The sequence below is a fragment of the Agrobacterium vitis genome (genome assembly GCF_037039395.1).
Classification (GTDB): domain Bacteria; phylum Pseudomonadota; class Alphaproteobacteria; order Rhizobiales; family Rhizobiaceae; genus Allorhizobium; species Allorhizobium vitis_E.
Map to the genome: position 1 here is coordinate 643,459 of NZ_CP146244.1, position 13,979 is coordinate 657,437.

The following is a 13,979-nucleotide window of genomic DNA, read 5'->3' on the forward strand; positions in this document are numbered from 1 at the left end:
CAACGCGGGATTATACTCATGTGGGACCTTGATGGTAAAGCAATCCTCGTCACCGGTGCCAGCGGTGGCATCGGTGGCGCGACGGTGAAGAAGCTGAGAGAAGCCGGGGCCAGGGTCTATGCGGCCGGACGGTCGCGAGACGAGCTTGACACGCTGGCCGCGCAAACCGGTTGTGAGACGTTGATTTTCGATCTCACCTCGGAAGACGAAATTCGCAAGGCTATGGAGGCTTTGCCATTGTGGGGCGTGGTGAACTGTGGTGGCTTTGGCGGCGAAATCGCCACCCCGCAGGAAACCGACATCTCGATCTTCGACAAAGCCATTGCCATCAATGTGAGAGGCGCGCTTCTCGTCACGAAATACGCATCGCGCTCGATGATCAAAGAAGGCAAGGGTGGGTCGATCGTCAATGTCTCAAGCCAGGCTGCATTGGCGGCATTGCCGGGCCATGTCTCCTATGCGTCTTCCAAAGCGGCACTTGATAGCATCACCCGTGTCAGCGCGCTTGAACTTGGCAAATACAAAATTCGGGTCAATAGCGTCAATCCCACCGTGGTCATGACGGAGATGTCCGCATTTTATTGGGGCCGCCCGGAGATAGGCGAACCCTTCCTGCAAAAAATGCCGTTGGGACGGTGGGCTACCGTCGATGACATCGCAAAGCCGATCCGCTTTTTGTTGAGTGATGAGGCGTCAATGATCACCGGTGTCTCGCTCCCCATTGACGGTGGCTTCACGGCCTGCTGATCGCCTTTCGCTTAGGCCCTGTAAGATCCGTACCCAGGATCGAGTGCCTTTATGAAAAGAGGTGAGGTTGTATTTTTCATTGGGCGAGTGAACGCAGTCATCCTTCAGCGAAAAGCCAACCAGCAAGGAGTCCATGCCGAGCATGGATTGGAAGCTGCCGACAATCGGGATCGATCCGCCGCCGCCGACAACGATGGCGGGTTTTGGCCATTCCTGTGAAAGAGCGGCCTTGGCCTTGGCCAGGATTGGCGAGTCATAGGGCAATTGAATTGCAGCCGAGGCCCCTTCGGCGTGAAATTCTACCCGGCAATCCCTAGGTAACTTTGAGGTTACATAGGCGCGAAAGCTATCGCGGATTTTTTGCGGGTCCTGTTTTCCAACAAGACGGAACGATACCTTGGCCATGGCTTCGGCAGCAATCACGGTCTTGAAGCCCTTGCCGGTATAGCCGCCGGACATGCCGTTGATCTCGGCGGTCGGGCGGGCCCAGAGCAATTCCAGCACGCTACGGCCTTTTTCGCCTGACGGGACGGAAAGACCGATATCCGTTAGGAATGCGGGTTGGGTTTTTTCCAGTTCGGCCCAGACGGCCTTGATATCGGGCGGTGTTTCTTCAACACCATCGTAAAAGCCGGGCAGCGTCACAGCACCGGTTGCATCATGCAGGCCAGCCATGACATCGCTCAGCACATGCAGAGGATTGGCTGCGACGCCACCATATCCGCCCGAATGCAGGTCGCGGCTGGCGGCCTTGATGGTGATTTCCTCGCCAACCAGACCGCGCAGGCTGGCGCAGATCGCCGGTGTTTGCGCGTCCCACATGCCGGTGTCGCAAACCATGGCAAAATCAGCCTTCAACTCCTGGGCATTGGCTTCGAGAAAAGGCTGAAGCGATGGCGATCCCGATTCCTCCTCGCCTTCGAAGAGAATGGTGACGCGCACAGGCAGCCCGCCCCTGGTGTCCTTGAAGGCGCGTAAAGCCTCGATGAAGGTCAGGAGTTGTCCCTTGTCATCCGAAGTGCCCCGTCCGGTGATGATCTTCTCTCCGGTTGCGCTGTCGCGGATGGATGGGTCGAACGGGTCGTTCTGCCATAAGTTCAGCGGGTCGACCGGCTGAACATCGTAATGACCGTAAAACAGCACATGAGGGCAATCCGCGCCCTGCCCCTCGTGATGGGCAACCACCATCGGATGGCCTAACGTGTCGCGCACGGAGGCGGCAAAGCCCAGTCCGCTCAGATAGGACGCCAGGAAGTCCGCAGCCTTGCGGCAATGCGGGCTGTAGGCCGGATCGGTGGAAATCGAGGGAATACGCACCAGTTCGAACAGTGTTTCCAGACTGGAGGGCAGATTGTCATCGACACGGGCGAGGACGGTTTCAATATCGGTCATGGGGGATTTCCAGTCGATCATGGGATGGATGTTTGCGACAGATCAGTCTGTTCGGGCCGCCGCCATTGCCGCCTGCAAATCGCTCCACAGGGCCTCGGTTCCCTCAAGCCCGACATGGAGACGCACAGACAGCGGATCGACGCCGAAGGCAGCCGCGAAACTCGGCGGGGCTTTCTGGTTGGCCACCACGTCGCCGGGGACGACAAGGCTTTCATGGCCACCCCAGCTGACGCCCAGTTTGAACAGTTTCAAATGATCGCAGAAGGTTTGAATACGGATGCCATCCTTGAAGATGAAGGAAAACAGCCCGGACGTGCCATGCAGGCCCGGCGGCAAGCCATTGTTCAACGCCGGATGGCAGACTTTTTCAACGATATCGAGCGCCTGCAAGCGATGGGCGATGTCCAGCGCCGAGGCCTCATGCGCCTTCATGCGGATTGGCAGCGTGCGCAGACCCCGGATCAGCAGCCAGGCATCGAAGGGAGACAGTTTTCCACCGAGATAAGGCAGCGTTTCATTGCGGATACGATTGATCAGCGCCTTGGGACCCGCCACCACACCGGCGACAACATCGCTATGGCCACCGAGATATTTCGAGGCCGAATGCAGGACGAGATCGACGCCGAGCGATAATGGCTTTTGGAAAACCGGGCTTGCCCAGCTGTTGTCAATCACCGATAGCACGCCGTGCTGCTTGGCAAGGGTGGCGAGCGCGCCGACATCATGGGCATCCATCACCCAGCTGGTGGGGCTTTCCAGATAGAGAAGCTTTGCGCCCGGAAGCGCCTTTGCCACCGCATCCTCATCGCGGCCATCGACGTAAGTGACCTCGATGCGCATGCGTTTCAGCATGGTTTCGAAAAACCTGTAGGCATCGGGATAGAGATGGCGAACGGCAACGACACGATCTCCCGGCTCGACAAAGCTCAGGACGGTAGAGGATATCGTCGCCATGCCGCTGGCAAAGGCAAGGGCATCTTCCGCCCCTTCCAGTTTGGCCAGCATCTCCTCGAAAATCCGCACGGTGGGGTTTAGCCCGCGTGAATAAACCGGCCGAAGCTTTTCACCGCGATAGGTCGCGACCATCTCGTCATAATCGCTGAAGGTGAACAGCGAGGTCTGCACAATCGGCGGCACCACCGCATCATAAGCATTGGCCTCATCATGCGCCGTAATCAGCGATGCCTGTTGCAGATAATCGAGAGCGTCGCTCATTTGGACATTTCCTTGATGTCTTCTTCCACCACGGCAAGAATTTTGAGGGTTTCACGGCGGGCTGCGTCACTATCCTGATCGGCTATCGCGCTGAACAGGGTGCGATGAAAAGGAAAGGAGCGGCGGGCAAAATCCGGCCTGTCGAAAGGCTTATGCCAGAAGCGCTCGAAGGCTTCGCGCATCTGCTCCAGAAGCTGTTTGAACAGCGGGTTATGCGTGGCATCGTAGATCGCCACATGGAACGCCAGATCTTCCTTGCCGGACGTGCCCTTGGCAAGATGTACCCGCTCCATCTCATCGAGCTTTTCCTCGATGATCCGCAGATCCTCCTCCGTTCGGCGCATGGCAGCCAAGGCTCCGGCCTCGACTTCAATGCCGCGTCGCACTTCCAGCGTTTGCAAAAGAGCGTCGCGTAAATTTACCGTCTCCAGCATCAACGGCATGTGAACCGTCGCAGCACTCACGGGCTGCAAAAGATAGGTTCCGCTACCTTTCCGGGTCTCAACCACGCCCAAGGCCTGAAAACGCCCGATCACTTCACGCACTGTTGAACGGCCAACACCGAGCGCGTTCATCAACTCGCGTTCCGTCGGCAGGCGATCTCCACGCTTGAGACCGGCCTTGTTGATATAGCCGACCATGGCCCCAGTTACCTGCTGGACACGGTCCAGCGGTGGCAGCGCGGCGATGTGCTGGGTGTCGTTCAGCGCGTTTCCGGTGCGCATTGTCATTGAGATTTCTTCCTCCTGCCGACCGCTTGACAATTGGTCTGACATCTTAGCAGTATGCCGCCCACGAACAATGTCAAGGCGACCAACGAGGCATTTGGTCTACTACAAAAACTGAATTTCATCGTCGCGGATACGGTGGAAGAAATGAAAATTACAATTTATCCGCACAGATAAAAAATGAGGGTGCCGCAAAGGCGCGAACAAACAAACTGGGGATTAAAGGCATGAAATTTCGTCTATTCGGCGGAGCTGTGGCCGTGTCGGTTGCTGCTTTGCTCACCAGCCCGGCTGTTGCTTTTGAAGGCAAGAGCCTTGTGGCGCCCGATTGCAACTATGGTGGCAAGATCAAATCCATCGTGGCGACCGACGAGCATACGGTGACCTTCTCGATGTGCTCGCCCGACCCGGCCTTCAAAGCCAAGGCGGCCTTCGTGCCCTTCGGCATCCAGCCCGCCAAGCATATCGAAGAGGCTGGTCCGAAGAAGAAGCTGCTCGACAATCCGATCGGCACCGGTCCCTTCAAATTGGAAAGCTGGAATCGCGGCGATTCCATCACCATGACCCGCAACGAAAATTACTGGGGCGCCAAACCGGCTTTCGACAAGCTGGTGTTTCGCTGGAACCAGTCCGGCGCGGGTCGCCTGAATGAATTGCGCTCCGGCACGGTCGATGAAATTAGCAATATCAGCCCTGACGATTTCGACAGCGTCAAAAACGATCCGGACCTGCAATTCCTGCCGCAGGAAAGCCCGAACATTCTCTATCTCGGCATGGTCAACACCGCCAAGCCCTTCGAGAATGAGAAGGTGCGCCAGGCGATTGCCATGGGCATCGACCGCCAGCGTATCGTCGATAACTTCTATCCGAAGGGCTCGGTCGTCGCCAGCCATTTCACCCCCTGTTCGCTGCCCAATGGCTGCGCCGGCAAGGATTGGTACGGGTTCGATGCCAGCGCCGCCAAGAAGCTATTGGCCGATGCCGGCTTCCCGAATGGCTTTAAGACCAAGATCTACTACCGCGATGTGTTCCGCGCTTACCTGCCAGAACCGAGCGTCGTGGCCGTCGAATTCCAGACGCAGCTAAAGAAAAATCTCGGTATCGACGCGGAAGTCGTTCCGATTGAATCGGGCAAATTCATCGACGATACCTCGGCAGGCCGGATCGATGGGCTCTATTTGCTGGGCTGGGGCGCGGACTATCCGCATGTCACCAACTTCCTCGATTATCACTTCGGCAAGACGTCGAAAATGTTCGGAACCACCTTCCCGGAAATTACCGATGGCCTGACCAAGGGCGGGACCATTGCCGATACCAAGCAGGCTGAACCGGTCTATGCCGCTGTCAACGATGCCATTCGTCAGCATGTGCCGATGGTGCCGATCGTCCATGGTGCCGCTGCCTACGCAGCGCGTGCGACCTTGAAGAATGCCATCGTCCGCCCCTTCGGCTCACCACTGTTGCAGGATGAGATTCCAGGCAAGGATACGTTGGTCTTCATGCAGAATGCCGAGCCGATCAGCCTCTATTGCGGCGACGAAACGGATGGTGAAACGTTGAATGCCTGCACGCCAATCACCGAAACGCTGCTCAACTATGCCAAGGATAGCGGCGATATCCTTCCGGGCCTTGCAAAAAGCTGCGACGCCAATGCCGACTCCACTGTCTGGGTCTGCCATTTGCAGGAAGGCGTGAAATTTACCGATGGCTCTGCCTTCAATGCCAATGACGTCGTCGTTTCCTGGGCGGCCGGCCTCGATGCATCCAATCCGGCCCATGTCGGCAATACCGGTTCCTTCGATTATTTCTCCTCCCTCTGGGGCGGATTGATGAACGCCAAGAAGTAATCGTGAGGATTTCGACGCTTCGGGCTAGACGTAAATGTCTGGCCCGTCCTGTCTGACGGGATCGTTTTTATATGCCGTTTACCCCCCTCTGTCCTGCCGGACATCTCCCCCTCAAGGGGGGGAGATCGAATAGGGTAACCCACCCGCTTCATTGGATATGTAGCAAGTTTCGATGCATGAGATTCCAGCGAGGGGCAAACCCCGCATCGATCTCCCCCCTTGAGGGGGAGATGGCTGGCAAGCCAGAGGGGGTAATCTTGCTCCATCATCCATTCATTGATGACATCTGACAAACCAAACGGCGCTGTAAAATCTGGTAATGAGGACCTGTGATGCTCGGATATGCAGCCAAACGTCTGCTGATTTCCATTCCCGTGATTTTCGGTATCCTGATCGTGACTTTCGCGCTCGCCCGGCTGATCCCTGGCGATCCCTGCAAGGCCATGCTGGGAGAGAAGGCCACCGCCGAGACCTGCGCCGCCTTCATCACCCGCTACGGCTTCGACAAGCCGCTGCCGACGCAATTCTTCATTTATATGGGGGATATGCTGCGGGGTGATTTCGGGACATCGGTGCGCTTCTCGCGGCCTGTGACGCAGATCATTATCGAGCGCCTGCCGATGACCGCCGAGCTTGCCGTCCTGGCGCTGATCACCGCGACCATTATCGGTGTCGGGCTCGGGGTTATTGCCGCCCGTCGCCATAATTCCGCAGCCGATGTCGGCACCATGATTGTTGCCAATGCCGGCATTTCCATGCCGGTGTTCTGGCTGGGGTTGATGCTGGCTTATCTCTTCGGGGTGATGCTGCGCGGCACGCCCTTCTGGCTGCCGCCATCCGGACGGCTTTCCGCCGGGGTCAATTCCATTCCCTTTTACGAGGTCTGGCACTGGCAATTGGCGGCGGAGAGCGGCTGGAGCAAGGTGCTCGAATTCTTCTCCAATTTTTATATTCTGAACGCCTTGATCACCGGCAACTGGACAGTGTTCTGGGATGCCATACGCCATATGATCTTGCCGGTGATGGCGCTCTCCACCATCCCGATGGCAGTGATTGCCCGCATGACCCGCTCCTCGCTGCTGGATGTGCTGGGGCGTGATTATGTCCGCACCGCCCGGGCCAAGGGCGTGCCGGAAAAGCGCGTGGTCAGCGAACATGCGCTCGGCAATGCGCTGTTGCCGGTTGTCACCATTCTGGGCTTGCAAATGGGCGCGCTGCTCAGTGGCGCTGTGTTGACGGAAACCGTTTTTGGCCTGTCCGGCGTGGGGCGCATGCTGGTTGAGGCGATTTTTGCGCGGGACTATCCTGTCGTGCAGGCCTTCACGGTGATGATTGCCGTGTCCTACGTGGCCATCAACCTTTTGGTGGACCTTTCCTACACCTATCTCGATCCCCGCATTCGCCCACAATAGGACAGTTCATGACGCGCTTGAATAGTGTATCGGCCAGTGCAGCAGAGGCCATTCTTGAAGATGGCCTGATTGGGGAACCGGTCGCCCAGTGGCGGAGAACCTGGGGACGGCTGCTCAGGCTGCGCTCCGGGCAGGTTGGGTTGTTCATCATTGGCATGCTGATCCTGATTGCCATTTTCGCACCGGTGCTTGCCCCTTACGATCCCGATCAGGTGTTGATCGGTGTCGAGCAGGTCAAACGCCGCGAGCCGCCCTGCGTGCATCTGCTTGGATGTGACGCCAGCCGTCCGCAGCACATCATGGGTATCGATGGCAATGCCCGGGATTCCTTTTCGCGTATTCTCTATGGCACGCGCGTCAGTCTGGTCATTGGGCTGACCACCGTCACCTGCGCGCTGTTCTTTGGCGTGCTGCTGGGGGCGATTGCCGGGTATTTCCGCGGATGGGTGGACAATATCATCATGCGGATCATGGATGTGATCCTCGGCTTTCCGTCACTGCTGCTGGCCATTGCCATTGTTGCAGTTCTGGGACCGGGCATTCGCAATGCATTGCTGGCCATCTCCATCGTCTCGGTTCCCGCCTATGCCCGCGTCACCCGCGCCAGTGTGCTCTCGGTGAAAACCTTCGATTTTGTTGCCGCCACGCGGGTGCTGGGTGGCAGCAAATGGCGCATCCTGTTTCGCCGCGTGCTGCCCAATGCCATCACGCCGATTGTGGTGCTGGCAACGCTTGGGGTCGCCACCGCCATTCTCGATGCCGCTGGTCTCAGCTTTCTTGGCCTTGGCGCACAGCCGCCGACGCCGGAATGGGGGACGATGCTGGGGGCCGCCCGCAACGAGATCTTTTCCGCGCCGCATCTGGTGTTCTTTCCCGGCCTTGCCATCATGCTGACCGTGCTTGGCTTCAACCTTCTCGGAGACGGGCTGCGTGATGCCCTCGATCCGCGGCTCCATACGTGAGGACAGCATGACCCGGCCTATTCTGGAGATCCGCGATCTCACCACCCATTTCCAAACCCGATCCGGCACCGCCCGCGCCGTCGATAAGGTCTCGCTGTCGCTGGAGGCAGGACAAACGCTCTGCGTTGTCGGCGAGAGCGGCTGCGGCAAATCGATCACCGCGCTGAGCATCATGGGGCTGGTGCCCTATCCCGGCAAAATCATCGGTGGCGAAGTGCTGCTGGATGGGCCCGATCTGCGCAGCATGTCACCGATGGACCTCAGCAAGGTGCGAGGCAACCGGATTTCGATGATCTTTCAAGACCCGTCTTCCTCGCTCAATCCGGTCCATACCGTGGGGCGGCAGATTGCCGAAGCCTACCGCCTGCATAAAAACATGGGCAAGCAGGAGGCCGAAGCGGCGGCAATCGCCATGCTGAAAGCCGTCGGTATTCCCGATCCTCAACGACGCATGAAGGCCTATCCGCATGAAATGTCCGGTGGCATGGCACAGCGGGTGATGATTGCCATGGCGCTGGCCTGCCAGCCGGAAGTGCTGATCGCCGATGAGCCGACCACCGCGCTGGATGTGACCATTCAGGCCCAGATTCTCGACCTTATGCGCGATTTGCAACGTGATTTCGGCACTGCCATCATCCTCATCACCCATGATCTTGGCGTGGTCGCCGAAATGGCCGACCACGTTGCGGTGATGTATGCGGGCCAGGTGGTGGAGCTTGCCGATGTCCGAACATTGTTCAAGTCACCCAAGCATCCCTACACGCAAGCCTTGCTGCGCTCGGTGCCGGTGCTGGGGGAATCCCCCGACATGCTCGAGGTCATCGATGGTCGTGTGCCGCAATTGACCCATCTGCCACAGGGCTGTCTGTTCGCGCCACGCTGCACAGCCCGGCGCGAGGCCAATGAACCGCGCTGTCTGAGCGATGTCCCGGCACTGACCGAAATCCACAAGGCCCATCACTGTCGATGCTGGCTGACCGAACCGGCCACACTTGCCGGTGAACAAGAGGTTCAGCCCGCATGAGCGCCCTGATCGAAATGAACGGCATCAAAATGGCTTTCGCCGTGACCGGCGGGGCGTTCCAGCGAGTGAAAGGCTATGTCAACGCCGTCAATGATGTGAGCCTGACCATCGAGCGCGGGCGCACGCTGGGTGTGGTCGGTGAAAGCGGCTGCGGAAAATCCACACTGGCCCGCATCGTGGTTGGTCTGTTCGCGCCGACCGCAGGCGAAATCATCTTTGATGACAAGCAGATTGCCGGACCCGGCATGGGTGTTGATTTTGCCTCCAGCCGCCGCATCCAGATTGTCTTTCAAGACCCTTACTCCTCGCTTGATCCACGGCTGCCGATTGGCGATTCCATTGCCGAAGGTCTGGTCATCCATGGCATCGGCGACAAGGCCAGCCGTCGAAAGGCCGTTGCCGACATGCTGGAACTGGTGGGCCTGCCACCGCAAGCCGCAGACCGCTATCCGCATGAATTTTCGGGTGGCCAGCGCCAGCGCATCGGCATTGCCCGCGCCCTCATTCTCCAGCCTGAATTTCTGGTGTGTGATGAGCCAACCTCGGCGCTTGACGTTTCGGTGCAGGCGCAAATCCTGAACCTCTTGAAGCGGCTGAAAACCCAGCTCGATCTGACCATGATGTTCATTTCCCACAATCTGGCCGTGGTGCGCCACATCGCCGATGATGTGGTGGTGATGTATCTCGGCCATGCGGTGGAACTTGGCCCGGTGGAAGCGCTGTTTACCAATCCGCGCCATCCCTATACCAAGGCCCTTCTTTCGGCGACGTTGATTGCCGATCCCGACCGGCGCGGCGAGCGGATCAAGCTCGTCGGCGAAATGCCGTCTCCGCTCAATCCACCCACGGGCTGTCCCTTTCATCCGCGCTGCACGCTGGCCAATGACCGCTGCAAGGCGGAAATGCCGCTGATGACCATGACAGACACTGTGCAGGTGGCCTGTCATGCGGTTGAAGAAGGCCGAGCTTGAGTTTTACCAAGGAAAAAGACCATGTCCTCACCTCTATCAGCGCCGAAAATCTCCATGGAAGAGCGGGTTCTCCGGCTGGAGACCCTTCGAAAGACCATGGCGGAAAAGGATATCGGCGCCATGCTGATCGGCTCCACCGAGAGCCTGCGCTATTTCACCGGGCTGGTCTGGCATGGTAGCGAACGGCTTGTGGGGGCGGTGATTACGGCATCGGATCTCGTTTATGTGGTGCCGGGCTTCGAGCGCAGCCGGGTGGAGACATTGCCGCATCTTCCCGGCGATATCAGGGTCTGGGAAGAAGATGAAAGCAGCGCCGCCCTTGTCGCGTCCTTCCTGCCACACGGTGGCACGTTTGCGGTGGACGATTCCGTACCGCTTTTCGTCTACAATGCCCTAAAGCGCGAAATAGTCGCAGATCGGTTGATCGATGGGGGACCGCTGCTGCGCGGTCAGCGCCTGCGAAAATCCGCCACTGAAATCGCCATCATCCAATATGCGATGAACCTGACCCTGGATGTGCAGCGCAAAGCGCACGCCATGATCCGCCCCGGCATTGCCGCTTCGGAGGTCGTGCGCTTTATTGATGATGAACACCGACGCCTAGGCGCCAGCAACGGCTCCACCTTCTGCATCGTTTCCTTTGGCGAGACCACGTCCCTGCCGCATGGGGCCGATGGCGAGCAATATTACCAGCCGGGCGATGTGGTGCTGGTGGATACCGGCTGCCGCATCGATGGCTATAACTCCGACATCACCCGTACCTATATGCTGGAGGAGCCAACTGCCGAGTTTGCCCGCATATGGGATATCGAGCGGGCGGCCCAGCAGGCGGTTTTTGATGCCGCCCGGATTGGCGCCACCTGTGGTAGCCTGGATGATGCCGCCCGCGAGGTGCTTACCCGCCACGGCCTCGGCCCAGATTACCAGCTTCCCGGACTGCCCCACCGCGCCGGTCATGGTCTTGGCCTTGAGGGACATGAGGAGCCCTATATCGTGCGAGGCAACACTGTTCGCCTTGAAGCGGGAATGTGCTTTTCCTGCGAGCCGATGATCGTGCTGCCCGGACAATTCGGCCTGCGTCTGGAAGACATCATTTACATGACCTCGGGTGGGCCGAAATGGTTCACCCAACCCGCCAAGGGGCCGACGGAGCCTTGCCCGGGATAAAGCTGACATCTGTCTGCATCCGTAAATTGAGTGCATCCTTATCGTGATGCCAGTGCTGGTGATGAGCGCCGGCACAAAGGCGTTTGCCTAAAATAAAAGCAGCATGAAAAAATATGCAGAGTCGGATTGACTCATCTCTTCGTTCGTCTGAGTATGAACCAATTATCAATTGGTTCGAACCAATGCATGATTGACGATCACGACAATTCCAATCTCGCCCTCAACAAATTGCGTGAACTGCTGAGCTCAGGCCGGTTCAGTGCGGGGGAAAAACTGCCGACGGAGCGGTCACTCTGCGAGGAACTTTGCCTTGGCCGCCGTTCCGTTCGCCGGGCGCTGGAGGTTCTGGAAGCAGAAGGGCTTATCTGGCGGCGGCAGGGGTCTGGTACGTTTGCTGGCGCACGCCCCGACGCATTCGATGACTATGTCGGCGCCCTGGTTGCCGGAACCGATCCGTTGGAAGTCATGGAAGTGCGTCTGCGGCTTGAACCGCAACTGGCGCAGCTGGCGGCCCTGCGGGCCAATGCCGCAGATGTGCAGGCCATGTATGATCTGGTGGCAAAGATCGGCGCCAGCAAGGATGCCGATGGGCGCGAGCTTTGGGATGGAGCGCTGCATCGAAAGATTGCCCAATGCGCTGGCAACAGCCTTTTCCTGGCGCTGTTCGATGTGATGAACCGGACGCGGCAGGACCCGGCCTGGCAGAATATTCGTGAACAGGCCCGGGCTTTTGCCCAAACCCGCCCCGTCACCCACGGCCAGCATCTCGCGATTATCGACCGGATTGCATCGCGCGATCCGATTGGAGCAGGCGAAGCCATGCGGGTCCATCTTCTCACCCTGCAAGAGAGCCTGATCCGCATTACGTCGATCGATACCGCCGTCCACCTCGCAGAGGCATGACGGCCGAGAACTGCCTATCATCAGCATTAAAAACAACAATGAGGGGAATGGCATGAAACTGAACAGAGTTTTGACCGCGCTGCTCGTCACCGCCGCTTTTGCCGCACCTGTGATGGCCGCAGACCTGAAAATTGGTTTGTCGGAAGACCCTGACGTTCTCGATCCGGCGCAGTCGCGCACGTTCGTGGGGCGCATCGTCTATACGGCGATGTGCGATAAACTGGTCGATGTGTCGCCCGACCTGAAGATCGTCCCGCAGCTTGCCACCGGCTGGGCCTGGAGCGAGGGCGGCAAGGTTTTGACCATGACGCTGCGCCAGGGCGTCAAATTTCACGACGAAACACCCCTCGATGCCGAAGCGGTTGTCGCCACCATCCAACGCAACATGACCATGCCGGAATCGCGGCGCAAGAGCGAGCTTGCCTCGGTTGAAAAGGTCGAGGCTATAGGCAGTGATACGGTGAAATTCACGCTCAAGGCGCCGGATTCGACCCTGCTGGCGCAATTGTCCGACCGGGCCGGGATGATCGTCTCGCCCAAGGCCGCCAAAGAACTGGGCGCTAATTTCGGCAGCCATCCCGTCTGCGCTGGTCCGTTCAAATTTGTCGAGCGGGTGCAGCAGGACCGGATCGTGCTGGAGAAATTCGGCGATTACTGGAACAAGGATCAGATCTTCATCAACAAGCTCACCTATCTGCCGATTGTCGATAGCACGGTGCGCCTCGCCAATCTGCGCTCCGGCGATCTCGACATGATTGAGCGGGTGGCGCCGACCGATGCCGCCTCCATCAAGTCCGATGGTAAGCTGGACTTTGAACAGGCGGTCGGCGTCGGTTACATGGCGATGTATGTCAATATCGGCAATGGTCCTCGCGCCAATAACCCGCTTGGCAAGGACAAGCGCCTGCGTCAGGCCTTCTCACTGGCTATTGATCGCGAAGCACTGAACCAGATCGTCTTCGAGGGGACAGCATTGGCGGGCAATCAGCCATTTCCGCCTGTCAGCCCCTGGTATGACAAGCGGATTCCCGTGCCTGCCCGCGATGTCGAAAAGGCAAAAGCCCTGGTCAAGGAGGCTGGATTTGACCGGGTGCCGATAGAACTCCAGGTGTCCAACAGCGCGACGGTGTTGCAGATGATGCAGGTTGTCCAATCGATGGTCGCTGAGGCTGGTTTTGACGTGACGCTGAAGACGATGGAATTTGCCACCATGCTCAACGAGCAGACGGCTGGAAACTACCAGATCAGCCGCTCGGATTGGTCCGGGCGTGTGGACCCGGATGGTAATTTGCATCAGTTCGTCACCTGCAAGGGTGGCATCAACGATACCAAATATTGCAATCCCGCCGTCGATACGCTGTTGAACGAAGCACGACAGTCCACCGATGAAGCCGTGCGCAAGCAGAAATACGATGCGGCCGATGAAATCCTGAACGACGATCTGCCGATCATCTATCTCGGTCATCAGTCCTGGCTCTGGGCGTCCAGCAAGAAGATCACCGGCTTTGTGCCGTCACCGGATGGAATGATCCGCCTGACGGGCATGCAAAAGGCCAATTGAGCTCTTGCTTGTCGCCCTGATGATCCTGTCACGGAAGTGATCTGTGTCAG

General features: G+C 58.4%; 12 protein-coding genes. 9 read left to right on the plus strand and 3 right to left on the minus strand.

Going from position 1 to position 13,979, the window contains the following annotated elements; genetic code table 11:
• The first annotated feature begins 18 nt into the window (after positions 1 to 18).
• Positions 19 to 747 (plus strand): SDR family oxidoreductase, encoded by a 729-nt coding sequence (locus V6582_RS24280; RefSeq protein WP_156630339.1) that lies wholly within the window; start codon positions 19 to 21, stop codon positions 745 to 747.
• Here the strand turns inward: V6582_RS24280 and V6582_RS24285 are convergent.
• Genes V6582_RS24285 through V6582_RS24295 form a run of 3 tightly spaced genes read right to left on the minus strand, consistent with a single transcriptional unit; the run spans position 694 to position 4,079 of the window.
• Positions 694 to 2,139 (minus strand): M20/M25/M40 family metallo-hydrolase, encoded by a 1,446-nt coding sequence (locus V6582_RS24285; RefSeq protein ID WP_156630338.1) that lies wholly within the window; start codon positions 2,137 to 2,139, stop codon positions 694 to 696. The two genes, V6582_RS24280 and V6582_RS24285, sit on opposite strands and share 54 nt — an antisense overlap.
• Before the next feature lie 42 nt (positions 2,140 to 2,181).
• Entirely contained in the window at positions 2,182 to 3,354 is a 1,173-nt protein-coding gene (locus V6582_RS24290; protein ID WP_156630337.1) for a PLP-dependent transferase, read from the minus strand.
• Positions 3,351 to 4,079 carry a FadR/GntR family transcriptional regulator gene (locus tag V6582_RS24295; protein WP_156630438.1) on the minus strand — a complete coding sequence of 243 codons (729 nt, stop codon included), beginning with the start codon at positions 4,077 to 4,079 and terminating at the stop codon, positions 3,351 to 3,353. Before V6582_RS24295 ends, V6582_RS24290 begins: the two co-directional genes overlap by 4 nt.
• Positions 4,080 to 4,309: 230 nt before the next feature.
• On the opposite strand from V6582_RS24295, the gene V6582_RS24300 reads away from it, so the two are divergent.
• From V6582_RS24300 to V6582_RS24335, 8 genes are all read left to right on the plus strand, one after another.
• On the plus strand, positions 4,310 to 5,929 hold the full coding sequence (locus V6582_RS24300) for an ABC transporter substrate-binding protein (RefSeq protein WP_156630336.1): 1,620 nt from the start codon (positions 4,310 to 4,312) through the stop codon (positions 5,927 to 5,929).
• 332 nt (positions 5,930 to 6,261) lie between these two features.
• The gene (locus tag V6582_RS24305; protein ID WP_156630335.1) at positions 6,262 to 7,341 is read left to right on the plus strand and encodes an ABC transporter permease; all 1,080 of its coding nucleotides are present in this window, start codon (positions 6,262 to 6,264) and stop codon (positions 7,339 to 7,341) included.
• A gap of 8 nt (positions 7,342 to 7,349) precedes the next feature.
• Positions 7,350 to 8,303: an ABC transporter permease gene (locus V6582_RS24310; RefSeq protein ID WP_081344082.1), complete on the plus strand. Its 954-nt coding sequence runs from the start codon at positions 7,350 to 7,352 to the stop codon at positions 8,301 to 8,303.
• Between the two features lie 7 nt (positions 8,304 to 8,310).
• On the plus strand, positions 8,311 to 9,327 hold the full coding sequence (locus V6582_RS24315) for an ABC transporter ATP-binding protein (RefSeq protein ID WP_234889546.1): 1,017 nt from the start codon (positions 8,311 to 8,313) through the stop codon (positions 9,325 to 9,327).
• Entirely contained in the window at positions 9,324 to 10,298 is a 975-nt protein-coding gene (locus V6582_RS24320) for an ABC transporter ATP-binding protein (RefSeq protein WP_156630333.1), read from the plus strand. Before V6582_RS24315 ends, V6582_RS24320 begins: the two co-directional genes overlap by 4 nt.
• A gap of 21 nt (positions 10,299 to 10,319) precedes the next feature.
• On the plus strand, positions 10,320 to 11,465 hold the full coding sequence (locus V6582_RS24325; protein WP_156630332.1) for a M24 family metallopeptidase: 1,146 nt from the start codon (positions 10,320 to 10,322) through the stop codon (positions 11,463 to 11,465).
• A gap of 186 nt (positions 11,466 to 11,651) precedes the next feature.
• Positions 11,652 to 12,368: a FadR/GntR family transcriptional regulator gene (locus V6582_RS24330; protein ID WP_156630331.1), complete on the plus strand. Its 717-nt coding sequence runs from the start codon at positions 11,652 to 11,654 to the stop codon at positions 12,366 to 12,368.
• A gap of 52 nt (positions 12,369 to 12,420) precedes the next feature.
• Positions 12,421 to 13,929, plus strand: a complete 1,509-nt coding sequence (locus V6582_RS24335) for an ABC transporter substrate-binding protein (RefSeq protein ID WP_156630330.1) — start codon at positions 12,421 to 12,423, stop codon at positions 13,927 to 13,929.
• Positions 13,930 to 13,979: the final 50 nt, after the last annotated feature.

What these genes read in the sequence shown, in the direction of transcription:
- V6582_RS24280 (WP_156630339.1), top strand. Translation starts at nt 19, where the DNA reads ATGTGGGACCTTGATGGTAAAGCAATCCTCGTCACCGGTGCCAGCGGT.
- V6582_RS24285 (WP_156630338.1), bottom strand. Translation starts at nt 2,139, where the DNA reads ATGACCGATATTGAAACCGTCCTCGCCCGTGTCGATGACAATCTGCCC.
- V6582_RS24290 (WP_156630337.1), bottom strand. Translation starts at nt 3,354, where the DNA reads ATGAGCGACGCTCTCGATTATCTGCAACAGGCATCGCTGATTACGGCG.
- V6582_RS24295 (WP_156630438.1), bottom strand. Translation starts at nt 4,079, where the DNA reads ATGCGCACCGGAAACGCGCTGAACGACACCCAGCACATCGCCGCGCTG.
- V6582_RS24300 (WP_156630336.1), top strand. Translation starts at nt 4,310, where the DNA reads ATGAAATTTCGTCTATTCGGCGGAGCTGTGGCCGTGTCGGTTGCTGCT.
- V6582_RS24305 (WP_156630335.1), top strand. Translation starts at nt 6,262, where the DNA reads ATGCTCGGATATGCAGCCAAACGTCTGCTGATTTCCATTCCCGTGATT.
- V6582_RS24310 (WP_081344082.1), top strand. Translation starts at nt 7,350, where the DNA reads ATGACGCGCTTGAATAGTGTATCGGCCAGTGCAGCAGAGGCCATTCTT.
- V6582_RS24315 (WP_234889546.1), top strand. Translation starts at nt 8,311, where the DNA reads ATGACCCGGCCTATTCTGGAGATCCGCGATCTCACCACCCATTTCCAA.
- V6582_RS24320 (WP_156630333.1), top strand. Translation starts at nt 9,324, where the DNA reads ATGAGCGCCCTGATCGAAATGAACGGCATCAAAATGGCTTTCGCCGTG.
- V6582_RS24325 (WP_156630332.1), top strand. Translation starts at nt 10,320, where the DNA reads ATGTCCTCACCTCTATCAGCGCCGAAAATCTCCATGGAAGAGCGGGTT.
- V6582_RS24330 (WP_156630331.1), top strand. Translation starts at nt 11,652, where the DNA reads ATGATTGACGATCACGACAATTCCAATCTCGCCCTCAACAAATTGCGT.
- V6582_RS24335 (WP_156630330.1), top strand. Translation starts at nt 12,421, where the DNA reads ATGAAACTGAACAGAGTTTTGACCGCGCTGCTCGTCACCGCCGCTTTT.